The 23,277-nt window shown below is 51.8% G+C and carries 20 protein-coding genes; 8 read left to right on the top strand and 12 right to left on the bottom strand.

Annotated features, from left to right (window positions below; all coding sequences use genetic code 11):
- Positions 1-6: 6 nt before the first annotated feature.
- The 4 genes from glnK to JK223_RS11390 all read right to left on the bottom strand — a co-directional run bounded on the left by glnK (position 7) and on the right by JK223_RS11390 (position 4,631).
- Positions 7-345: a P-II family nitrogen regulator gene (gene glnK, locus JK223_RS11405; protein WP_025902464.1), complete on the bottom strand. Its 339-nt coding sequence runs from the start codon at positions 343-345 to the stop codon at positions 7-9.
- A gap of 239 nt (positions 346-584) precedes the next feature.
- Positions 585-2,375, bottom strand: a complete 1,791-nt coding sequence (locus JK223_RS11400) for a SmdB family multidrug efflux ABC transporter permease/ATP-binding protein (RefSeq protein WP_371813113.1) — start codon at positions 2,373-2,375, stop codon at positions 585-587.
- Positions 2,376-4,145, bottom strand: a complete 1,770-nt coding sequence (locus tag JK223_RS11395) for a SmdA family multidrug ABC transporter permease/ATP-binding protein (protein ID WP_212714299.1) — start codon at positions 4,143-4,145, stop codon at positions 2,376-2,378.
- Positions 4,146-4,169: 24 nt separating this feature from the next.
- Positions 4,170-4,631, bottom strand: coding sequence for an Lrp/AsnC family transcriptional regulator (locus JK223_RS11390; RefSeq protein ID WP_212714298.1), 462 nt, complete (start codon positions 4,629-4,631; stop codon positions 4,170-4,172).
- A 112-nt stretch (positions 4,632-4,743) separates the two neighbouring features.
- Here JK223_RS11390 and JK223_RS11385 point away from each other — a divergent pair, with 112 nt between their 5' ends.
- Together JK223_RS11385 and queC are read left to right on the top strand one after the other, a co-directional pair.
- On the top strand, positions 4,744-5,781 hold the full coding sequence (locus tag JK223_RS11385) for a PLP-dependent cysteine synthase family protein (RefSeq protein ID WP_212714297.1): 1,038 nt from the start codon (positions 4,744-4,746) through the stop codon (positions 5,779-5,781).
- An 83-nt stretch (positions 5,782-5,864) separates the two neighbouring features.
- Entirely contained in the window at positions 5,865-6,560 is a 696-nt protein-coding gene (gene queC, locus JK223_RS11380; protein WP_212714296.1) for a 7-cyano-7-deazaguanine synthase QueC, read from the top strand.
- Between the two features lie 210 nt (positions 6,561-6,770).
- Here queC and JK223_RS11375 read toward each other — a convergent pair whose 3' ends face one another.
- The 8 genes from JK223_RS11375 to bolA form a co-directional block, all read right to left on the bottom strand.
- Positions 6,771-7,103, bottom strand: a complete 333-nt coding sequence (locus tag JK223_RS11375; protein ID WP_212714340.1) for a helix-hairpin-helix domain-containing protein — start codon at positions 7,101-7,103, stop codon at positions 6,771-6,773.
- A 142-nt stretch (positions 7,104-7,245) separates the two neighbouring features.
- Entirely contained in the window at positions 7,246-9,114 is a 1,869-nt protein-coding gene (ppiD, locus tag JK223_RS11370) for a peptidylprolyl isomerase (RefSeq protein ID WP_212714295.1), read from the bottom strand.
- A 245-nt stretch (positions 9,115-9,359) separates the two neighbouring features.
- Positions 9,360-9,632, bottom strand: a complete 273-nt coding sequence (gene hupB / locus JK223_RS11365) for a nucleoid-associated protein HU-beta (RefSeq protein ID WP_212714294.1) — start codon at positions 9,630-9,632, stop codon at positions 9,360-9,362.
- Positions 9,633-9,830: 198 nt separating this feature from the next.
- Positions 9,831-12,182, bottom strand: a complete 2,352-nt coding sequence (gene lon, locus JK223_RS11360) for an endopeptidase La (protein ID WP_212714293.1) — start codon at positions 12,180-12,182, stop codon at positions 9,831-9,833.
- Between the two features lie 193 nt (positions 12,183-12,375).
- Entirely contained in the window at positions 12,376-13,647 is a 1,272-nt protein-coding gene (gene clpX / locus JK223_RS11355) for an ATP-dependent protease ATP-binding subunit ClpX (protein ID WP_212714292.1), read from the bottom strand.
- 125 nt (positions 13,648-13,772) lie between these two features.
- On the bottom strand, positions 13,773-14,396 hold the full coding sequence (gene clpP / locus JK223_RS11350) for an ATP-dependent Clp endopeptidase proteolytic subunit ClpP (RefSeq protein ID WP_212714291.1): 624 nt from the start codon (positions 14,394-14,396) through the stop codon (positions 13,773-13,775).
- 342 nt (positions 14,397-14,738) lie between these two features.
- Positions 14,739-16,043 (bottom strand): trigger factor, encoded by a 1,305-nt coding sequence (tig, locus tag JK223_RS11345; RefSeq protein WP_212714290.1) that lies wholly within the window; start codon positions 16,041-16,043, stop codon positions 14,739-14,741.
- 296 nt (positions 16,044-16,339) lie between these two features.
- The gene (bolA, locus tag JK223_RS11340) at positions 16,340-16,654 is read right to left on the bottom strand and encodes a transcriptional regulator BolA (RefSeq protein ID WP_212714289.1); all 315 of its coding nucleotides are present in this window, start codon (positions 16,652-16,654) and stop codon (positions 16,340-16,342) included.
- Positions 16,655-16,933: 279 nt separating this feature from the next.
- Between bolA and JK223_RS11335 the strand changes: the two genes are divergently transcribed.
- The 6 genes from JK223_RS11335 (at position 16,934) to JK223_RS11310 (ending at position 23,270) form a co-directional block, all read left to right on the top strand.
- Complete coding sequence (locus JK223_RS11335) at positions 16,934-17,512, top strand: lipoprotein (RefSeq protein WP_212714288.1); 579 nt, start codon at positions 16,934-16,936, stop codon at positions 17,510-17,512.
- Positions 17,513-17,556: 44 nt separating this feature from the next.
- Positions 17,557-19,023 carry a muropeptide MFS transporter AmpG gene (gene ampG / locus JK223_RS11330; protein WP_212714339.1) on the top strand — a complete coding sequence of 489 codons (1,467 nt, stop codon included), beginning with the start codon at positions 17,557-17,559 and terminating at the stop codon, positions 19,021-19,023.
- A gap of 391 nt (positions 19,024-19,414) precedes the next feature.
- Entirely contained in the window at positions 19,415-20,341 is a 927-nt protein-coding gene (gene cyoA, locus JK223_RS11325) for a cytochrome o ubiquinol oxidase subunit II (protein WP_212714287.1), read from the top strand.
- 3 nt (positions 20,342-20,344) lie between these two features.
- Positions 20,345-22,327, top strand: coding sequence for a cytochrome o ubiquinol oxidase subunit I (gene cyoB / locus JK223_RS11320; RefSeq protein WP_212714286.1), 1,983 nt, complete (start codon positions 20,345-20,347; stop codon positions 22,325-22,327).
- Positions 22,327-22,941: a cytochrome o ubiquinol oxidase subunit III gene (locus JK223_RS11315; protein ID WP_212714285.1), complete on the top strand. Its 615-nt coding sequence runs from the start codon at positions 22,327-22,329 to the stop codon at positions 22,939-22,941. Before cyoB ends, JK223_RS11315 begins: the two co-directional genes overlap by 1 nt.
- Positions 22,941-23,270, top strand: coding sequence for a cytochrome o ubiquinol oxidase subunit IV (locus JK223_RS11310; RefSeq protein WP_212714284.1), 330 nt, complete (start codon positions 22,941-22,943; stop codon positions 23,268-23,270). Before JK223_RS11315 ends, JK223_RS11310 begins: the two co-directional genes overlap by 1 nt.
- Positions 23,271-23,277: the final 7 nt, after the last annotated feature.

The following is a 23,277-nucleotide window of genomic DNA, read 5'->3' as shown; positions in this document are numbered from 1 at the left end:
GCTAAATTAAAGCGCAGCTTCGTCTGTTTCACCGGTACGGATACGAATGACCCGCTGCAGTTCAGACACGAAAATTTTCCCATCACCAATCTTACCGGTGTAAGCAGCTTTACTAATAATATCAATAACTTCATCAAGCTGATCTTCGGCAATAGCAATATCAATTTTTACTTTAGGTAAAAAATTCACACTATATTCCGCACCGCGATAAAGTTCGGCGTGCCCTTTCTGGCGACCGAAGCCTTTCACCTCAGTGACGGTCAGGCCCTGGATACCTACGGAAGATAATGCTTCACGCACGTCTTCTAACTTAAATGGCTTAATCACCACGGTTACCAGCTTCATATCACTCCCTCCGGGTATTGAAATTATCAGTTACATTGAACCTGGACTATCTTAAGCAAATGGCATGCCATCTGTTTAATTTCATGAATTATTTTTCTGATATGCGACGATAGCGGGCTGTTAACGGATTTTCAGAACTGAGAGGATGGCGGGAATAAAAAAATTCAGGCCTGATGCACCACGATAATGCCGGCGGCACTATTGTGGTGCATTCATCAGAACAGTCTGATTAAAATGTACTAATTGAGTGCATTGCCGGAAGCGGGAAAGTCTGCAGTGCGATGTGATAGCTCATTACCGGCCTGTTGTAACTGATACATCTGTCGATAGCGGCCACGGTGGTCCAGTAGTTGCTGATGTGTTCCCTGCTCGATAACCTCCCCTCTTTCCAGAACCAGAATCGTATCCGCCGCCGTGATGGTCGATAACCGGTGAGCGATAACCACCAGGGTGGTATTCTTACGTATCTGGTTCAGCACCTGCTGAATCGCTTGTTCTGTCCCGGAATCGATACTGGCCGTTGCCTCGTCCAGAATTAATAATACCGGGATATCGACCAGGATGCGGGCCAGTGCCAGCAGTTGTTTTTGTCCGGCGGACAGGCTTTTCCCCTGCTCTCCCATTCGGGTATGAAGCCCTTCAGGCAGAGACTGAAACCATTCCATCAGTTTGACCTGCTCCAGCGCGGCCATGACTTTCGACGCACTAATCTCTCTGCCCAGACAAATATTTTCCAGTAATGTATCGGCCAGGATCAACGGATCCTGCTGCACCATACCAATCCCTTTACGCAGTACAGCATGGCTTAACTGCGAAATCTTCCGGCCATCGAGCGTAATTTCTCCCTCTGCAATGGGGTAATAGCCCATCAGCAAACCGGCCAGCGTGCTTTTTCCACTCCCCGTATGTCCGACCAGAGCCAGGAATCCCCCGGAAGATAACCGGCAGTGAATATTTTTCAGCACCGGCTGACCAGGCTTATACGCAAAGGAAAGATTATTGATGGTCAGAGCCCCGGTTTTCAGCGCCCGGTGGTCCGGACCATATTGCTGGGCCGGCGCATCCATCAGTTCAAAGATCCGCTCGGCCGAGACGACCGCCTGCTGTAATAATGATTGCCGGGTAGTCAGTTCTATTAAGGGTTCTTCGATACGTCCCAGATAGGCGATAAACGCATACAGGACACCCACTTCAAAATGTCCGGGGGCCGACAAGCTAAATAGCAGTACCAGCAGAGACAAAATAATCGCCGAAAACAGATTTAATAACGGGCGCAGTAAGAAAGCATCCAGTCGCAGAATTTTCATCCGCGCCTGATAGTGGTTTTCGTTATGCTGACGGAGCTGTTCTGCAAAATACTTCTGCCGCCGGAACTGCTGAATCACCGTCATTCCGCTGATCACCTCATTGAGGCTGTTATTAATATCCGCCAGGAAGGTTCGCACCTGACGGGCGATACCGGTACTGTAACGCTGGTAGATAATCATTACGGCGATCACCAGCGGAAAAATACCGGCGGCAATCAGCGCCATTCGCCAGTCCAGAATAAACATCGCCACCAGCATGGAGATGATCAGGACCCCGCTACGCAATACACTGCCGACCACAGAAATATATAAATCTCTGACCACTTCACTGTCATTGGTGACCCGGGAAACAAGCTGCCCCACCGGCCGGGTGTCAAAAGCCGATAATGGCTGGCGCAGGGCTGCATCCATCACTTCACAACGAATTTTCCGGACCACCCCGATAGCGACCCGGTTAAACAGCAGTGACTGGCGGTAATTAAAAACGGCCGCCAGTATTTGCAGCAGCAGAAAGCCGCCCCCCAATGCCAGCACCGGCAACCATTGCCATTGCCGGGTACTGATAAAATGATCGATAAAGTAGCTGACCAGAGCAGGCCCGGTCACCTGTGCCGCAGAAGCCATCACCAGCAGAAACACTGCCATCGTTAGTGGCTTTTTCCAGTCCCGCCCGTAGGACAGCAGACGCATTAATGTTTTCATAAAAGAGACTGGCTGCGACACTTAATGCTCCTGAGACTGAGGGTGTTCGGTACGGTGAGACAGGGATTCAGCAATTTTCTGATATTGCGACATTTCACGATACCATCCGGCGTCTTCCGCCAGCACTGCCGGTGTTCCTCGCTGGGCGATCCGTCCCTGCTGCAGTACCAGGATCTCGTCGGCCCCCTGTAACGCAGAAAGACGGTGGGCCGTTATGATCACGGTCTTCCCTGCCCGCCATTCCTGCAGTCGGGACAGGATGCGTTGTTCTGTTTCACCGTCCACGGCGGAGAGCGCATCATCCAGGATCAGGATTTCTGCATTCATCAGCAGCGCCCGGGCCAGAGAAATACGTTGTTTTTGTCCGCCGGAAAGCATAACGCCCCGTTCTCCCACCTGCGTGTCATAGCCGTCAGGTAAGTGCAAAATATCGTCATGGACAGAGGCCAGCAGCGCCGCCTGCTCTATCCGTTCACGACTGGCCCCGGGATCTCCCAGCGCAATATTGTTCGCAATCGTGTCTGAAAACAGAAACGGTGTCTGATTAACCACCGCCAGGCGCTGACGCCAGCCATCCAGCAATAATGCCGGCAGCGGATAGCCGTGATAGTCAATGCGCCCTTCACTCAGATCATAATGCCGCTGAATCAGCGAAAGTAAGGTGGTTTTCCCGCTGCCTGTCGGCCCGCAAATCCCCAGCATTCCCCCCGGGGGTAACCGGAAACGGACCCCGTGCAGAATGTCGGTCTCCGTGCCGGGATAGCTAAAACGGGTGATCTCTGCCACCAGTTCTCCGCGTGTTTCCGGCAGCGGCTGATCCCCATCGGGTAACGTGGGTGGCAGCGACAGCAACGCAGAAATACGTGTCCACGCCGCACTCCCCCGTTCAACGATATTGAACATCCAGGCCAGCGCCAGCATCGGCCAAATCATCAGGCCCAGATACATAACAAAACTGGTGAGCTGTCCCAGCGTCAGCTGATGATGCCAGACCATCCAGCCGCCTCCGGCAATGGCCAGAAAGTTAGAACAGGCGATAGCCAGATAGATCGTTGGCTCAAACAGAGCATCGACCTTTGAAACGTGAAGGTTGTCCCTGCTGGTCTGTGCCGTGGTCTCAGCAAACTGTGCTGACCGGTGATATTCCAGCCCGAAAGCTTTGATCATACGGATACTGGTCAGACTTTCCTGCGCCTGATCGTTCAGGGACGAGAATGCGGCCTGTGCGGCGCGGAAACGCTGATGTAATTTTTTACCACAACGATTAATGACCCATGCCATTAACGGCATCGGGAGCAGTGCCGCCAGGGTGAGCTGCCAGCTGATTTGTGTGCTCATCACCACCAGTACCGCCAGCCCCATGACCAGCGAATCGATCAGCGTCAGTACCCCTTCTCCGGCAGCAAAAACCACCCGGTCCACATCGTTAGTGGCCCGGGCGAGCAGGTCCCCGGTCCGGTACTGACTGTAGAATACCTGACTCTGCTGGCTGAGCTGGCGATAGTATTTTTCCCGCAGTACCAGCGCCAGCCGGTAAGATGCACCGAACAGAAGGATCCGCCAGACATACCGCAGCAGATAGGTCAGTAGTGCGGTGATTAAGATAAGCGAGATCCAGCCCGTCAGCTGGCGGGTTCCCAGACTATGGTGAGTCACCCCATCGACAATAATACCGACCAGCCGGGGCGGGACTAACTGCATCAGAGAAATAATAATCAGCAAACTGACCGCGCCTGAGTAGCGCCGCCATTCTGAAGAGAAATACTCACGTAAGTAGCTAAATAACTGCACAAAGAGATCTCATGATGTCGCGTTTTAAACGCTGAGCGGAATGGCCGTGGTATATTTAATTTCTTCCATCGCAAAACTGGAGGTGACTTCGGTCAGACCATCAAGGCTTTCGGCCAGCTTTTTATACAAAGCATCATAACTTTTCATGTCAGCAACCTGAATACGCAGCAGATAATCATACTCCCCCGCCATCCGGTAGCACCCCATCACTTCCGGTAATCCGTTGATCAGGTCCGAAAAGATCTGATACCACGCTTTACTGTGTTGTCGGGTTTTTACAAACATAAAGGCGGTCAGTCCCAGCCCCAGCTTTTCACCATCCAGCAGGGTGACACGGCGGCGTATAATGCCATTATCTTCCAGTTTTTTCAGCCGCTTCCAGCAGGGCGTTGAGGTCAGGTTAACCGCCATGGCCAGTTCCTGAAGGGACAATGTACTGTCCTCCTGTAACAGAGCGAGCAGCTTTCGGTCAGTTTTATCTATCATAACGCCCCCATGGAGAATATCTTTCTCTTATTCTGCCATTTTAAACCGTATTTAGTGACCTTTTTTTCCGCAGGGTGCTTTATGCTATTTTTTTATTTCCGGAGATAAAACCATGGCTGATACCTGGGTACGCGATGCTGTTAACGAACTTAATGCTGACTTCCGGCGCTCTGCCGATACACACCTGATCCGCTTTAGCCTGAAAGAGTATCCGGGAATTCATTTCTACCTGAAAGATGAGAGCACCCATCCCAGTGGTAGTCTGAAGCACCGGCTGGCACGTTCCCTCTTCCTCTATGGCCTGAGCAATGGCTGGATCAATCAGCATACCCCGGTCATCGAAGCTTCTTCCGGGAGTACAGCCGTTTCTGAAGCCTATTTTTCCCGTCTGCTGGGGTTACCCTTTATCGCTGTGATGCCCGCCAGTACAGCCCGGCGTAAAACAGAACAGATCAGGTTCTATGGCGGTCAGTGTCACTTCGTGGCAACCTCGTCTGAAATCTATCAGCAGTCTGCACAGCTGGCCCGCGAACAACAGGGGCATTATATGGATCAGTTCACCTACGCAGAGCGGGCCACCGACTGGCGCAGCAATAATAATATTGCCGAAAGTATTTTTCGTCAGATGCAGGATGAACCCTACCCGGTGCCACATACTCTGGTAATGAGTGCCGGTACCGGAGGGACTTCCGCTACGCTCGGTCGTTACATCCGCTATCGCGGTGCCCCTACCCGCCTTCTGGTGACCGATCCGGAAAACTCCGTCTTTTATGATTACTGGAAACACCGGGATCCCGGACTGACCCACTCAGCGGGCAGCAGGATTGAGGGTATCGGTCGCCCACGGGTCGAGCCATCTTTCCTGCCGGATGTCATCGATGAGATGCTAAAAGTTCCTGACGGTGCATCGCTGGCCGGGATGTACGCGCTGGAAAAAATTCTCGGTCGTCGCGTAGGCCCCTCGACCGGCACTAATTTCATCGGGTTGTTACATGTGGCGGAAAAAATGAAAGCCAACGGTGAGTGTGGCTCGCTGGTGACATTAATCTGCGACAGCGGCGAGCGCTACCCGGATACCTATTACAACCCGGCATGGGTCGCAGAAAATATCGGGGATATCAGCGGGTTTCAGTCACAACTCCCCTGCTAAAAACACCCTTCTGTGCCGCCAGTTTTGTTCTTTTGCCCGTCAGGCGGTAACATAGGCCGGTATTTTTGACGGGAATATTGATAATGAAAAGCGCTGTAGTAGTTTTTAGTGGCGGGCAGGATTCCACCACCTGCCTGATTCAGGCCCTGAATCAGTATGATGAGGTACATTGCGTCACTTTTGATTATGGTCAACGCCATCGTCAGGAGATTGATGTTGCCCGCCAGCTCAGTCAGCAACTGGGCGCCTGTGCCCACAAAGTGCTGGATGTCACGTTGCTCAACGAACTGGCCATCAGTAGTCTGACCAGAGACAATATTCCGGTGCCTGCCTATACCCCGGACAGCAATGGACTGCCGAGTACCTTCGTACCAGGCAGGAATATTCTGTTTCTGACCCTCGCGTCCATTTATGCCTATCAGGTGAATGCAGAGGCCGTCATCACCGGGGTGTGTGAAACCGACTTCTCCGGCTATCCGGACTGCAGAAACGATTTCGTCAAAGCACTGAACCATGCCGTTGAACTGGGTATGGCCCGTAATGTGCGTTTCGAAACGCCCCTGATGTGGCTGAATAAGGCAGAAACCTGGGCCCTGGCCGATTACTGGAAACAATTGCCGCTGGTGCGTACTGCGACACTGACCTGTTATAACGGTATCCAGGGCGATGGCTGCGGTGAATGTGCGGCCTGTCACCTCAGGGCCAGAGGGCTGGACGATTACCAGCAAAACCCGCATGCCGTGATGGATGCGATGAAGCAAAAAACCGGTCTGCAATAGCCGTTCTGATGCACAGGGGAGCACATTCAGAGCTGCCCCTGTACTTTCAGACTCCCCGCTACGGACGCAGCTGACTCATCTGCAGTCGTTCGGTATGCTGTGCCCCCCTGCTGCGCTGTACTCCTGCGGTTTTCCCGTCTCTGGTCTGTGCTGCCGTCTCTTTGCCCCTGGCTGAGCCGCAAACCGGTCACGCGGCAAAGCACGCCCGGGTCAGAGTGTCAGCCGGCTGACATTCCGTTCGACCAGGCTAGTGCCCATCCCCGGAACCTCTGCCAACTGCTCTACCGAGGTAAAAGGCCCGTACTGCTCGCGATATTCCACTATCGACCGGGCTTTCTTTAATCCGACCCCGTTCATGGCCTCTGCCAGCATTTCTGCCGTGGCCTGATTAATACTGACTTTTCCGGGACCGGCCTGTTCCTCCGCCACCGGTGCGGGGCTGCCAGCCACTGTCGCGGAAGGGGTGGCAGGAGACTGAAAACTGCAGGCCGCCAGGGCCAAACATAATGAAAAAATCCGGAAGCGTCGTTGTTCCTTTAACATAGTCATGGCTCTCCATAGATGAAAATTCAGCCATACGATGACAGAGCTCTCCGGGCCGCGACAGAGTGCCACAGATAAAAAAACGAAAGGCTGCAAGAAGCAGCCTTTCGGGTTACAGAGTGACATTATTTTATGCGGTCAGTTACTCGGATTGTGCCGCCGCACCGATCTTAATTTTCGCATCATGACGCAGGTTCTGTAACAGCGCGGCAAAGACCAGCTGCGCATTATTCTGGCTCACACCGTTAACCAGTTGAGTGACCTGCGCTGCCGGTAAAGTCCCGGGGATCACTTTATCCAGAGACAGGATAACCACATTCCCCAGCATATCCTCACTGATGCCGTAAGAGGATTTACCTGCTGCCGGCTCCGGCAATGCAAAGGCTGTGGACGTCAGCGAACTCTGGCTATTACGGCTCAGCGTCTCAGCTTCGCCGAATTTCAGTCCGGCAGCATCAAAGGCGGTGGTTTTACCGGCTTTCAGTTCATCGATAACCGACGCGGCCTGTGTGCGGGCCAGCTGCATCGCTTTATCATGCTTAATACGGTCGGCAATCTGAGCCTTCACCTGATCCAGCGGTTTCACCGCTTCAGGTTTGTGCTCTGAAATACGGACCACGAAAGCTCTGTCGCCATCGACACTGATAATGTCAGAGTTGCTGCCCACAGAACCGTTGCTGCCGAGCAGCGTACCGCCGAACAGTACCTGCTTCACCGGATCAAAGTTCAGTGCCGCCGGCACTGAGTCACGGCTGAACCAGTCAGTTTCAACAGATTTCACCCCGGCTGCGCTTTCTGCACCGGCCAGTGAGGTATTGTTATTGCTCGCGGCATCACTCACTTTCTGCTGTAACTTATAGAACTCGCTGACCGCCGCATCCTGTGCGGCCTGCTGCGCTACGGTGTTATAAACCGCAGACAGTGGCTGAACCTGCTGCGGATGAATATCATCCAGACGGGCAATCAGGTAACCGACCGAACTTTTGATCACGCCCGACAACTGACCTTTTTGCGTCAGGCCGGCATTTTTCAGCTCATCCGGCAGAGTGTCCTGTTCCAGCCAGCCCATATCTCCGCCTTTACGAGCAGAAATGGCATCGACAGACTTTTCTTTCGCGAGGGTCGCAAAATCTGCCCCCTGCTTCAGTTGTGCCAGAATAGCCTGAGCCTCGGCCCCGGTTTTCACCTGGATGACACTGAAACGGGTCTGTTGTTGCTGGGTATAGTCGCTCTTATGGCTGTCATACCATGCCTGAACCTGTTGCTGAGTCGGCGTTTTTTGCAGTGCCGAAGCATCCAGTTCAATATAGCTGACGCGGAATTGTTCCGGAGTCATAAAGCTGTCTTTATGCTGCTGATAATAGCTGCTGATTTCATCATCAGAGGCCGTCTGTTTCGCCGCCAGTGCATCCGTATTGAACGCCGCTTCGCGGACGCTGCGGGTCTGCGCTATCAGGCTGACTAACTGGCTGCTTTCATTCTTCAGCACAAAGTCGGTGTTGGTCACCGCATTGACAATCTGACTGGTTACCAGGCTTTTACGCAGCGCAGCGGCGTACTGATCCGCGGTATACCCCATGTTGTTAATCAGACCATTAAAACGGGCATTATCAAACCGGCCGTCAGTCTGGAACGCTTTCTGAGCAAAGATAGCTTCTTTGATCTGCGCGTCACTGACATCAAGATTCAATGACTTGACATACTGTTGCATCAGCGTCTGATCGATCAGGTCAGACATTGCCTGCTGACGCATCTGCTGCATAAATTGCGGGTTAGCGGCCAGTTGAGAGAATTGCGCCCCCAGCTGTTGCTGCTCGCGGCTACGCTCATTGTTGAACGCATTTTCAAGCTCTGCCCTGCTAATCGTCGTGCCATTAACTTTTGCAGCGTAATCGCTATTACCACCAATCAAATAGTTACCCACGCCGGTCAGCACGAATGAAACAATGATCAGTCCCAGTATAATCTTCAGCACGATGTGGCTAGAGGCCGTGCGTAAATTGTCCATCATGGTATGGCAACACTCCGCTGTAGTGTAAATATGACGCTTTACCGTCGCCGTTCAACTCAAAAACCAGCCGACCGAGGTGTCAGCAGTTTTTCATCGTTTTCTGGTGATGCAGCCGCCGGATCTGATTTTACCGGTATCCGGCATAAAAAAAAGGCACATCACCATGATGTGCCTGTATGTTACATGAGAACGTCTGCACAGTCCTCAATGCATGAAAGAAATTCCTTTCATGTTGCTAAAATTTATTAATTAACAGAGTCTTTCAGCGCTTTACCTGCACGGAAGCCCGGGACTTTACCGGCCGGGATAGTGATTTCTTTCCCGGTCTGAGGGTTACGTCCGGTACGCTCAGCTCTTTCACGGACAGAGAACGTCCCGAAACCGACCAGAGCAACTTCATCACCGTCTTTCAGTGAATCGGTGACTGCACCCATAAAGGCATCTAATACACGTCCAGCCGCTGCCTTGGAGATATCCGCATTTGCAGCAATTTTGTCGATCAATTGTGATTTATTCACTCTATCATCCCCTTTTAATTTTTCACTTCACCGCCAGGCTACTGCCCCGGTAAAGAACAGCCTTGTTATAGCAAGCATCTCAGCCCGATACAACGGTATTCAGTCCGAATCTTCATTTCCGGCCTTTACGGACCGGAATTCGCTGAAGATCGCCGTCATCCGGCGATCTTCAGCCCTCAGCGAACCCCGTCAGCCGTACTAATGACTGACGACTTCAAAGCCTTCTGGCGCACGTTCCAGCGCCAGGCTCAGCACTTCTTCGATACGTTTAACCGGATGAATTTTCAGGTCGGCGATCACGTTATCCGGGATCTCTTCCAGGTCTCGCTTGTTTTCATCAGGGATCAGGACGGTTTTGATACCACCGCGATGCGCTGCCAGCAGTTTTTCCTTCAGGCCACCGATAGGTAATACCTGACCCCGCAGCGTAATTTCTCCGGTCATCGCCACATCGGCACGCACCGGGTTCCCTGTCAGGCTGGAGACCAGCGCGGTACACATGGCAATACCTGCACTCGGGCCATCTTTCGGGGTTGCACCTTCCGGAACGTGGACGTGAATGTCCCTTTTCTCGTAGAAGTCACTGCTGATCCCCAGAGAATCGGCCCGGGCACGGACAACGGTCAGCGCCGCCTGGATAGATTCCTGCATCACCTCGCCCAGAGAACCGGTATAGGTCAGTTTACCTTTACCCGGCACACTGGCCGTTTCGATGGTCAGCAGATCCCCGCCGACTTCGGTCCATGCCAGACCGGTGACCTGACCGATACGGTTTTCTTCGTCGGCACGTCCGTAATCAAAGCGTTGTACCCCGAGGAAATCCTTCAGGTTTTCGCTGTTGATGGTGATGTGTTTCTGGTTTTTATCCAGTAACAATGCTTTCACTGCTTTACGACACAGTTTAGACAGCTCACGTTCCAGGCTACGCACACCGGCTTCACGGGTGTAATAGCGGATGATGCCCATCAGCGCACTGTCTTCCACCGTAATTTCTTTCGGCTTCAGTGCATTACGCTCAATCTGTTTCGGTAACAGGTGACGCTTAGCAATATTCAGCTTTTCGTCTTCGGTATAACCGGACAGACGGATCACTTCCATACGGTCCAGCAGCGGTGCCGGGATGTTCATGGAGTTTGAGGTCGCGACAAACATCACGTCGGACAGGTCATAATCCACTTCCAGGTAGTGATCGTTAAAGGCGATATTCTGTTCCGGGTCCAGCACTTCCAGCAACGCAGAGGCCGGGTCGCCACGCATATCAGACGACATTTTGTCAATTTCATCCAGCAGGAACAGCGGGTTTTTCACCCCGACTTTCGCCATTTTCTGGATGAGTTTGCCAGGCATTGAGCCAATGTACGTCCGGCGGTGTCCACGGATTTCTGCTTCATCACGAACGCCGCCCAGTGCCATACGCACATATTTACGACCGGTCGCTTTAGCAATGGACTGTCCCAGTGAGGTCTTACCGACCCCCGGAGGCCCTACCAGACAGAGGATAGGCCCCTTGATTTTATTCACACGGCTCTGGACCGCTAAATACTCAAGGATACGATCCTTCACACGCTCAAGACCGTAGTGGTCGGTATCCAGCGTCTCCTGCGCCTTACGCAGGTCTTTTTTGACCTTGCTTCGGCCGGTCCAGGGCACCTGAACCATCCAGTCGATATAACCACGCACCACTGTCGCTTCTGCAGACATCGGTGACATCATTTTCAGTTTCTGCAGCTCAGCTTCGGTTTTTTCTTTTGCCTCTTTCGGCATTCTGGCCGCATCAATTTTACGCTGCAGTGCTTCAAATTCGTCAGGAGCGTCGTCCATCTCGCCGAGTTCTTTCTGAATCGCCTTCATCTGCTCGTTCAGATAGTACTCGCGCTGGCTTTTTTCCATCTGTTTCTTGACGCGGTTACGGATGCGTTTTTCGACCTGCAGCAGGTCAATTTCAGACTCCATCATCGCCATCAGGTATTCGAGGCGCTCTGTGATGTCAGTCATCTCAAGCACAGACTGTTTATCTGCCAGTTTCAGCGGCATATGCGCTGCAATGGTATCCGCCAGACGCGCCGCATCATCGATATTGTTCAGCGATGTCAGCACTTCCGGTGGGATCTTCTTATTCAGTTTTATGTAGCCTTCAAACTGATTGACTGCGGTACGGACCAGGACTTCCTGCTCACGTTCTTCAATCTCTGCAGACGCCAGATAGTCTGCACGGGCTACAAAATGGTCACCGTCATCGGCGAGGGTGTCGATATGTGCACGCTGTAACCCTTCAACCAGTACCTTGACCGTACCATCAGGAAGTTTCAGCATTTGCAGGACAGAAGCAACAGTACCGACTGAAAAAAGATCACCGACGCCGGGTTCATCTGTCGAGGCTTCTTTCTGAGCCACCAGCAGGATCTTTTTATCGTTGTCCATCGCTGCTTCCAGACAGCGTATCGATTTCTCGCGCCCAACAAACAACGGAATAACCATGTGCGGATAAACCACCACATCGCGTAATGGCAATACGGGGATTTCAATGCGTTCGGAACGCTCAGAAGTCATAGAGCTCTCTCTTAGTTAATTTCCGCCAGGTAACAGGCTGCCACCCCATTCGTCTGACCAGGGTGCTAAAGGCCCAAAGATAATTGAGTATATGGGGATGTTGACACGACATTCAATGTCATAAATGCGAGAAAAATGAAAGGGGAAGCAATTTTCCCCTTTCATTCGTTACCGGACTGCCGGAATTGCTGAATTATTCGCCAGAAGCCTGTGCTTCCTGCGTGCTGTAGATCAGCATAGGTTCGGATTTGCCTTCAATGACTGAATCATCAATGACGACTTTTTCAATCCCTTCCATGGACGGTAAATCGTACATGGTATCCAGTAAAGCGGCTTCCACGATTGAGCGCAGACCACGGGCACCGGTTTTACGGGCCATGGCTTTTTTGGCAATCGCCGTCAGTGCTTCATCGCGGAACTCAAGCTCTGCACCCTCGAGGCTGAATAATGCCTGATACTGCTTGGTCAGGGCATTTTTCGGCTCACGCAGGATCTGGATCAGCGCTTCTTCACTCAGTTCATTCAGCGTCGCAACCACCGGCAGACGACCGATAAACTCAGGGATCAGACCGAATTTAATTAAGTCTTCAGGTTCAACCTGGGACAGTAATTCACCTTCAGTTGCTTTCTGAGACTTATCTTTGACCGTGGCGCCAAACCCGATACCGGAGCCGGTTTCGACACGCTGAGCAATCACTTTATCCAGTCCGGCGAACGCACCGCCACAGATAAACAGGATTTTAGAGGTATCGACCTGTAAAAATTCCTGCTGCGGATGTTTACGTCCTCCCTGAGGCGGAACGGCAGCGACTGTCCCTTCGATCAGTTTCAGTAAAGCCTGCTGAACCCCTTCACCGGAGACATCACGGGTGATTGACGGGTTATCCGATTTACGGGAAATTTTGTCAATTTCGTCGATGTAGACGATACCGCGTTGTGCTTTCTGCACATCATAATCACATTTCTGCAGCAGTTTCTGGATAATGTTTTCCACATCCTCACCCACATAACCGGCTTCGGTCAGGGTGGTGGCATCGGCCATGGTGAAAGGCACATCCAGTAAACGCGCCAGGGTTTCGGCCAGTAAGGTTTTACCGCTACCGGTCGGACCAATCAGCAGAATGTTACTCTTGCCCAGTTCAACGCCATTGCTGGTATCACCATTGCGCAGACGCTTGTAGTGGTTATATACCGCTACTGACAGAACTTTCTTGGCTTTTTCCTGGCCAATCACGTAATCATCGAGATGAACGCGTATTTCGCGCGGCGTAGGCAGGGCACTACGTTCACGATGCGGTGCAACTTCTTTGATTTCCTCGCGGATAATGTCGTTGCATAAATCGACGCATTCATCACAGATATACACTGACGGTCCGGCAATCAGTTTACGCACTTCATGCTGGCTCTTGCCGCAAAAAGAGCAGTACAGCAACTTACCTGAACCGTCTTTGCGCTTCTCTGTCATCAGTTAACCTCTTTATAGTTTCGGCTGCCCGCCAGGACCCAGGGTCAGGCGAGCGACACCCGGCAAAACACTTCCGGCTACTTCAGACTGCACGTCTGACATTGAGTGCAGTGTAGCAAAAAGTTTTATTTACGTTGCGTCAGAATTGAGTCGACCAGCCCATACTCTACCGCTTCTGAGGCTGAGAGGAAACGGTCACGCTCTGTATCATCAATGATCTGTTCCAGCGGTTTGCCGGTATGTTTCGCCATCAATTCATTCATGCGCTGTTTCACTTTCAGGATTTCACGGGCATGGATTTCGATGTCCGATGCCTGTCCCTGGAATCCGCCTAACGGCTGGTGGATCATGACACGTGAATTTGGCAGACAGAAACGTTTCCCTTCTGCCCCCGCCGTCAACAGGAATGCCCCCATTGAACATGCCTGCCCCATACAAATGGTGCTCACATCAGGCTTGATAAACTGCATGGTGTCATAAATTGACATCCCTGCGGTGATCACGCCCCCGGGTGAGTTGATGTACAGGTAGATATCTTTCTCAGGATTTTCAGCTTCCAGAAAAAGCATCTGCGCCACAATCAGGTTAGCCATGTGGTCTTCCACCTGGCCGGTCAGGAAAATCACTCGCTCTTTAAGTAAGCGGGAAAAAATGTCGTATGACCGCTCACCGCGCGAGGTCTGCTCAACCACCATTGGCACCAGGGCCATCTGTGATGCTGTCATTTCACGTTCGCCACTGTATGACATAACCGTCTCCTGAATAAAGTTCGTTGGTAACACTCTGTACCGATTTTACGTTAGGAAAGCTACGATTCCCACGAAGCCTGCCTCCTTCCGACAACGTCAGGACGGTTAATCAGCCAGTTTCTTCTCACACTCCCTCATATGTGGGGATAACTGCCAGTAATTCAAGCATAACAATCTTTTGAGGATTCGCGAAGATTATGCATGAGTCTGGCCGATAATCTGCCAGTAGATGATGGAAATATAAAGAAAAAGTATGCCTGCCTGCGGGAAGCTCGCTGTATAAGTAAAAAAGCCCGTGACCATCTGGCTCACGGGCTTCATTCAGTACACTTCAGACACCACTTATGCTGTCTGAGCCTGGTTCATCAAGTCCTGGAAGCTGGCCGCTTTTTCGGTGACTTTCGCTTTTTCCAGCAGAACGTCTACCGCCTGCTCTTCCAGAGCAACATTACGCATGTTGTCCATCAGCTCTTTATTTTTGCCGTAGAACTCGATCACTTCCTGTGGATCTTCATACGCTGAAGCCATTTCTTCGATCAGGCCTTTAACACGCTCTTCGTCAGCTTTCAGTTCGCTGGTGCGGATAACTTCGCCCAGCAGTAAGCCAACAACAACGCGACGTTTTGCCTGCTCTTCGAACAGTTCACGCGGTAATTCCAGCGCCTGCGCTTCGTTACCACCAAAACGCTGTGCCGCCTGGCGACGCAGAACATCAATTTCGCTGTCGATCAGCGCAGCCGGAACATCGATGTCATTGGCTTTGATCAGGCCATCGATAGTCTGGGTTTTGATGTTGTTACGTACGGCATTTTTCAGTTCACGTTCCATGTTCTTACGAACTTCGGTACGCAGACCGGCAACCGATCCGTCAGCCACACCGAAACGTTTCACGAACTCTTCGGTGAATTCCGGCAGTTCGCGCTGTTCTACTTTTTTCAGAACAATCGCAAACTTCGCGTCTTTACCTTTCAGGTTCTCGGCGTGGTAATCTTCCGGGAACTTAACGTCGATGGTGAATTCTTCACCGGCTTTGTGACCGACCAGGCCGTCTTCGAAACCAGGGATCATGCGACCCTGGCCCATGGCCAGTACGAAGTCAGACGATTTTCCGCCTTCAAACTCTTCACCGTCAACCGAACCTGTGAAGTCGATAGTGACACGGTCTTCAGCTGCCGCGGCTTCGCTGGTTTCTTTCCAGTCAGCCTGCTGCTTGCGCAGAGTGTCCAGCATGGTATCGACATCTTCGTCTTTCACTTCTACCTGAGGTTTTTCAACCTCGATAGCGTCCAGACCCTGCAGTTCGATTTCCGGGTAGACTTCAAACTCTACCGCGTAAGTGAAATCTTCACCCGCTTTGTACTCACCCGGGACATACTTAGGTGCGCCCGCCGGATTAATTTTTTCTTTGATGATCGCATCAATAAAGTTGCGGGACATCAGTTCGCCCAGCACGTCCTGACGCACGGAAGCACCGTAACGTTGTTCGATGATGTTGGCAGGTACTTTGCCTTTACGGAAACCATCGATGCGGACTTTCTTCGCTACATCAATCAGTTCTTTCTTCACCGCAGTCTCAATGCTGTCAGCAGCGACTGTGATGGTAATGCGACGGCCCAGGCCCTGTGTGGTTTCAACTGAAACTTGCATCTTGTTACCTCAAAAAATCACGTGCTCGGTCAACTTCAGACATCACGCATTAATGAATACGCACTATCTAACAACCGGGACGGCTTCCGTGAAGAATACTCCGTTCCCTGTTACCAGAAGCGTCCCGAAGACATTCCGGAAAAATAGACGCAGCATTATAGCGGCATCGGGGGAATGAGTCGAGGTGCCACATGCAGTGGATCAGGGCACTGACGCTGATTTTTGATCCGCTCTGGATTTTTTTCATAAAAAAAAACGGCCGCAGGGCCGTTACAGAGAGAGTCACCCGGGACAGGTTATGCCTGTAACCCGGCCCCGCGACAGTCAGGGGACGCGGGAACCGTATCCTGCAAGCCCTGCCATTCTGCGGTGGTATACGTATGCAGTGCGAGGGCATGGACCGGGCCTGCCAGTTCCTCAGACAAGACACTGTAGATTGCGCGATGCCGGGCCAGAAAACGCTGTCCCGCAAAGCGGTCAGTGACAATCACCACTTTAAAGTGGCTTTCTGAACCGGCAGGCACGTTGTGACGATAGCTTTCATCCTGAACATCGAGGTGGACAGGCTGAAATTCGTTGCGTAATTTGTCTTCTATTATTCCCCGAATCATCTCTGTTACTCCTGGCTTGCGAGCACGCTGCCCTTCATTATCAATACTAGTTTGTTTTTCAGAATCACGGCGCTATCTGTGCAAAAAAATTACGTGCTATTTAATAGACGATTAAGCATGATAGAGCGGTAACATCCGCGGACTATGGATGAGTTATCCGCTGAAATCCAGAGGCTTTTACAGATTCATCTGACAGCCTTCCCGGGTATGCTGCCCGGGTTCTGCCGGCACACCGTGTTGCGGGCTATCTTGTTTTTATCATGTGATGAGAAAATTTGTATGTTAAAACGCGTAATCTTCCCTCTGCTGGCAGCCTTTGCCCTTGCCGGCTGCGCTACCAGCAGTAATACCCTTGATGTCACCCCGAAAATGACATTACCTCAGCAAGACCCCAGCCTGATGGGCGTGACTATCAGCGTTAACGGGGCCGACCAACGTACCAGCCAGGCGCTGGCGCAGATCAACCGTGATAACCAGCTGGTTACCCTGACGCCGTCACGTGATTTACGTTTCCTGTTGCAGGAAGTGCTGGAAAAACAGATGACCGCGCGCGGGTATATGATTGGCCCGAATGGTGCGGTTGACCTGCAGATCGTCGTCAACAAACTCTATGCGAATGTCACCCAGGGGAACCTGCGTTACAGCATTACGACTAATGCGGACATCTCCATCACGGCTACGGCGAAAAATGGTAACCGTCAGGTCAAAACCTATCGTCAGACCTACAGTGTGGAAGGTGCCTTCAATGCCACGAACGAAAAGATCACTAATGCCGTCAATGCCACAATGAGTGATGTGATTTCTGATATGGCTCAGGACACTAGCATCAATGACTTCATTAAACAAAACTCCCGCTGAATGATATGATTGCTGCATGAATTTTCATCATGCAGCAGGGTGTCATGCGTTCAGACTATTTAAAGATTTTCAGCCAGCGTAACTTTACTGTTCTGCTATTACTGGGGTTTTCGTCAGGCTTACCGCTGGCCTTAACGTCCGGTACTCTTCAGGCCTGGATGACCGTTGAAAATATCGATCTGAAAACTATCGGTATTTTCTCTCTGGTCGGACAGGCCTACGTCTTTAAGTTTCTTTGGTCTCCCTTTCTGGATCGCTATGCTCCGCCGGTACTGAGCCGTCGTCGCGGGTGGTTATTAATGGCGCAATGCGCCCTGATGATCACCATCGCCGCCATGGGCTTTATTCAGCCTGCCGGTCATCTGACCTGGCTTGCTTTACTGGCAGTGATCGTCGCCTTTTGCTCAGCCTCCCAGGACATCGTCTTTGATGCCTGGAAAACGGATGTTCTTCCGGCAGAGCAACGCGGCAGCGGTGCGGCGATTACGGTGCTCGGTTACCGGCTCGCCATGCTGGTGTCCGGGGGCTTAGCCCTCTGGCTGGCAGATCGTTTTCTCGGCTGGCATGCCACTTACTGGCTGATGGCTCTGCTGATGCTGCCCGGGATCCTCGGGACCCTGATGGCAAAAGAGCCGGAGACCACGGCGGTACGTCCGCTGACCCTCCGTGAGGCCGTGGTCGCCCCCCTGCTCGACTTTTTCGGTCGCAATAATGCCTGGCTGATGATCACCCTGATCATCCTTTATAAGCTCGGTGACGCGTTTGCGGGTGCGCTGAGTACCACATTTCTGATCCGTGGTCTGGGGTTCAGTGCCGGGGATGTCGGGCTGGTAAATAAAACGCTCGGGTTACTGGCAACCATCATCGGGGCGCTGTATGGCGGCGTGCTGATGCAGCGACTGACCCTGTTCCGCGCACTGATGTGGTTTGGTATCTTTCAGACGGTATCCAATCTGGCTTACTGGCTACTGAGTGTCACGCCGGTCCATCTGTGGAGCATGGCCAGCGCGGTCTTTATCGAAAACCTGTGCGGGGGCATGGGCACCGCCGCCTTTGTCGCCCTGCTGATGGCGTTATGTAACGCATCGTTTTCAGCCACCCAGTTCGCTTTGCTGTCGGCACTCTCGGCGGTAGGCCGGGTCTATGTGGGGCCGGCCGCCGGCTGGCTGGTGGAACTGTGGGGATGGCCGTTATTTTATGCCTTTACCGTTTTTGCCGGAGTACCGGGGCTGCTGCTGCTGCTCATCAGCCGTCACAGCCTCAACGGACTCACCCGGCAAACCTCTTTTCCGCGGCGAACCGCATTTCCCTCCGCTTATCGCCTGGCTTTCCGGGTGTTTCTTGCCGGTTGCCTGGTACTTTTTGGCTGGCTGTCTACACTTATGCTGTCAGCGTTCCATTGGCTACCCGCCGGCTTTCGGGATGCGCCCATTTTTGAAACAGGAATGGCCATTCTCTGCCTCGCCGTATTATTCGGAGTGATGCTCGATTGCCGGCAGATAAAAAAGTGACATTTAATGCGTAATCTGAAGTGGGGTGGCACATTATTTTAATCCCCCCGTTTCATAGCTGTTAACAACTGGCTAAATTATAGCCAGTGTATTGCCGAAATAACCGGCTAAATAGTTAACAGAAGGTTAAATGTTAATTTTCTTATAACAGCCCGTGGCCGTTATAGCTATAAGGAATATTAGCGATAAGAATATTTCAGTCTGTTCGAATAGCGACTAACTGGTTGATGTATCTTAGCTTTTTAACTCCGGGTAAACTTTGTTAAATTTTACTGAGGGTAAGGATACATTCTGATGACACAACCTCAATTTGGTTTACAGTAAAGAAACCTTACCGTAAAATGCCACCACACTTAAACGACAATAAGCCCTTTGTCATTGAGGTCGTTAAATGAGACTCAGGAAATACAATAAATGTTTGGGGATTTTGTCACTTATCACCGGCGCAGTGTTACTCAGCGGATGTGATAGTGCCTTATTAAATCCCAAAGGTCAGATTGCAATGGAGCAACGTTCACTGATCATGACAGCCTTCGGCTTGATGTTAGTGGTGGTGATCCCTGTAATCTTTATGGCTATCGTGTTTGCCTGGAAATATCGGGCGTCGAATACGAACGCTAAATATTCACCTAACTGGTCGCACTCGAATAAAGTGGAAGCAGTGGTCTGGATAGTCCCTATCCTTATCATTCTCTTCCTGGGTGTGCTGACATGGAAATCAACTCACGCACTTGAACCCGCAAAACCTATCGCTTCAGAGGTAAAACCTGTCGAGATTGACGTCATTGCCCTGGACTGGAAATGGCTGTTTATCTACCCGGAACAAGGGATAGCCACGGTTAACCAGATTGCCTTCCCGGTCAATACGCCGGTCAGTTTCAGAATCACCTCGAACTCCGTGATGAACTCCTTCTTTATTCCTACCCTTGGCAGCCAGATCTACGCGATGGCAGGAATGCAGACCAAACTGCACCTGATTGCCAATCAGCCAGGAATTTTTGACGGTATTTCGTCTAACTTCAGCGGTCGTGGTTTCTCTGGTATGAAGTTCAAAGCCATTGCCACCAAAGACAACGCGGACTTCCAGCAATGGGTAGATAAGGTGAAGGCGTCGTCAAATACGCTGACCACCCTGGATCAATTCAACCAGCTGGCCGCACCGAGTGAGAATAATCCCGTGGAGTACTTCTCTACCGCGAATCCGCAACTTTTCAACGAGGTTGTCGATAAGTTCATGGCACATGACGGGAATATGACCATGTCTCAGCACGAAGGTATGGATATGAGCCATCAGGCTACCGCCGGAGCAGGGGAATAAACCATGTTAGGAAAATTAAGTTTAGCGGCGGTTCCATTAGACGTACCAATCGTCATGGTGACCTGCTCCGCTATTATCATTGTCGGTATCGCTATTCTGGCGGCTATCACTTACTTCGGTAAGTGGCAGTACCTGTGGTCTGAATGGATTACCTCCATCGACCATAAAAAGCTCGGTATCATGTACATTATCCTGGCGTTCGTCATGCTGTTGCGTGGTTTCGCCGATGCGATAATGATGCGTAGCCAGCAGGTACTGGCCTCGGCCGGCGAGGCGGGCTTCCTGCCGCCGCATCACTACGATCAGATCTTCACCGCGCACGGCGTGATTATGATCTTCTTCGTGGCGATGCCTTTTGTCGTCGGACTGATGAACATTGCCGTGCCCCTGCAAATTGGTGCGCGTGATGTCGCCTTCCCGTTCCTGAACAACCTCAGCTTCTGGTTTACCGCGATCGGTGTGATTCTGGTTAACCTGTCGCTCGGGGTCGGGGAATTTGCACAGACTGGCTGGCTGGCCTATCCGCCGCTTTCCGGGAGTGAATACAGTCCCGGGGTCGGGGTCGACTACTGGATCTGGAGTCTGCAGTTATCCGGAATCGGGACCACACTGACCGGGATCAACTTCTTCGTCACCATTCTGAAGATGCGTGCACCTGGCATGACGATGTTCAAAATGCCGATTTTTACCTGGGCATCGCTGTGTACCAACGTACTGATTATCGCTGCGTTCCCGGTACTGACCGTTACCCTGGCACTGCTGACACTTGACCGTTATCTGGGCTTCCATTTCTTCACTAATGAAATGGGCGGCAACATGATGATGTACGTCAACCTGATCTGGGTCTGGGGACATCCGGAAGTTTACATTCTGGTGCTGCCGGTCTTCGGGGTCTTCTCTGAAGTCACCGCGACGTTCTCCAAAAAGCGGATGTTTGGCTACACCTCCATGGTGTGGGCGACCGTGGCGATTACCGTATTGTCGTTTGTTGTCTGGCTCCACCACTTCTTCACCATGGGTGCCGGCGCCAACGTTAACGCCTTCTTCGGTATTATGACCATGATCATCGCGATTCCGACCGGGGTGAAAATCTTTAACTGGCTGTTCACCATGTATCAGGGACGCGTTCAGATGACCGCGCCGATGCTCTGGACCGTGGGTTTTATTATCACCTTCTCGGTGGGCGGAATGACCGGGGTGCTGCTGGCCGTACCGGGTGCTGACTTTGTGCTGCATAACAGCCTGTTCCTGATTGCTCACTTCCATAACGTGATTATCGGTGGTGTGGTATTCGGTTGTATGGCGGGTGTCACTTACTGGTTCCCGAAAGCGTTCGGCTTCACGCTGAATGAAACCTGGGGCAAACGTTCTTTCTGGTGCTGGATCATCGGTTTCTTCGTCGCCTTTATGCCGCTGTACGCGTTAGGCTTTATGGGGATGACCCGTCGTCTGAGCCAGAACATTGACCCGCAATTCCATCCGCTACTGGTGGTGGCTGCCTGTGGTGCCGGGATTATCGCGCTGGGTATTCTGTGTCAGCTGATTATGTTCTGGGTTTCTGTCCGTGACCGCGATCAAAACCGTGATCTGACGGGTGACCCGTGGGGTGCCCGTACACTGGAGTGGTCTATCTCCTCCCCTCCTCCGGCGTATAACTTTGCCGTAATCCCTGAAATCCATGAACGTGATGCGTTCTGGGAAATGAAGGAACGCGGTGAAGCGTACCAGCAGCCTGCGCACTATGAAGCCATTCATATGCCGAAAAATAGCGGTGTTCCGGCCATTATTGCGCTGTTTGCCACCGTTTTCGGTTTTGCCATGATCTGGTGGATTTGGTGGCTGGCGGGGGTTTCTTTCGTAGCCATTATTGCGCTGTGGATTGCTAAAAGCTTCGATGAAGACGTGGATTATTATGTCTCAGTCGAAGAGGTCGAACGGACTGAACGCAAACACTTTGAAGAACTCAGCAAAGCAGGTGTGAAATAATGTCTTCTCCAACTCTATCCAAACAGCACGACGCCCATGCAGCGCATGGGCATCACGATGCAGGAGCCAATAAAGTCTTTGGCTTCTGGATCTACCTGATGAGTGACTGCATTATCTTTGCAACACTGTTTGCTACCTATGCGGTGATGGTTCATAACACCGCCGGGGGGCCTTCAGGTAAGGATTTCTTCGAACTGCCTTATGTTCTGGGTGAAACAGCGTTGCTGTTGTTTAGCTCAATAACCTACGGCTTCTCTGTCATCGCCATGAACAGAAACAGCAAAAATGCCGTGGTCGGCTGGCTGGTGCTGACTTTCCTGTTCGGTCTTGGCTTTATCGGTATGGAGATCAATGAGTTCCACCATCTGATTGCCGAAGGCTGGGGGCCACAACGCAGCGGCTTCCTGTCGGCCTTTTTCACTCTGGTCGGCACGCATGGTCTGCATGTGACCTGTGGGCTTATCTGGATGCTGGTCCTGATGTATCAGGTCGCCACCCGTGGGCTGAGTGCAGCTAACCGTACCCGTATCATGTGTCTGAGCCTGTTCTGGCACTTCCTGGATGTGGTTTGGATCTGTGTATTTACCATTGTCTATCTGATGGGGGCCATGTAATGAGTCATACCGTAAATGAACATGGCGCGTCTCACGGAAGTCTGAAGTCTTATATTACGGGCTTTATTCTTTCCATCATCCTGACGGGGATCCCGTTCTGGATGGTGATGGAGGGTAGCGCAGAAAAAAGCACGACGTTAGTGGTGGTCGTTCTTTGTGCGGTGGTTCAGGTGATCGTTCATCTTGTCTGTTTCCTGCATCTGGACCGTAAGTCAGAGGGGGGCTGGAACCTGGTGGCCATCGTCTTCTCGGCAATCATTATCCTGATTGTTGTGGTTGGCTCACTCTGGATCATGTGGAACCTTAATTACAACATGATGCCCCACTAAGAGTTAT

It is taken from the genome of Tatumella sp. JGM118, assembly GCF_018257515.1.
Lineage (GTDB): Bacteria > Pseudomonadota > Gammaproteobacteria > Enterobacterales > Enterobacteriaceae > Tatumella > Tatumella terrea.
The sequence above is the reverse complement of the archived record's forward strand: the minus strand, read 5'-3'. Positions and strand labels throughout refer to the sequence as shown.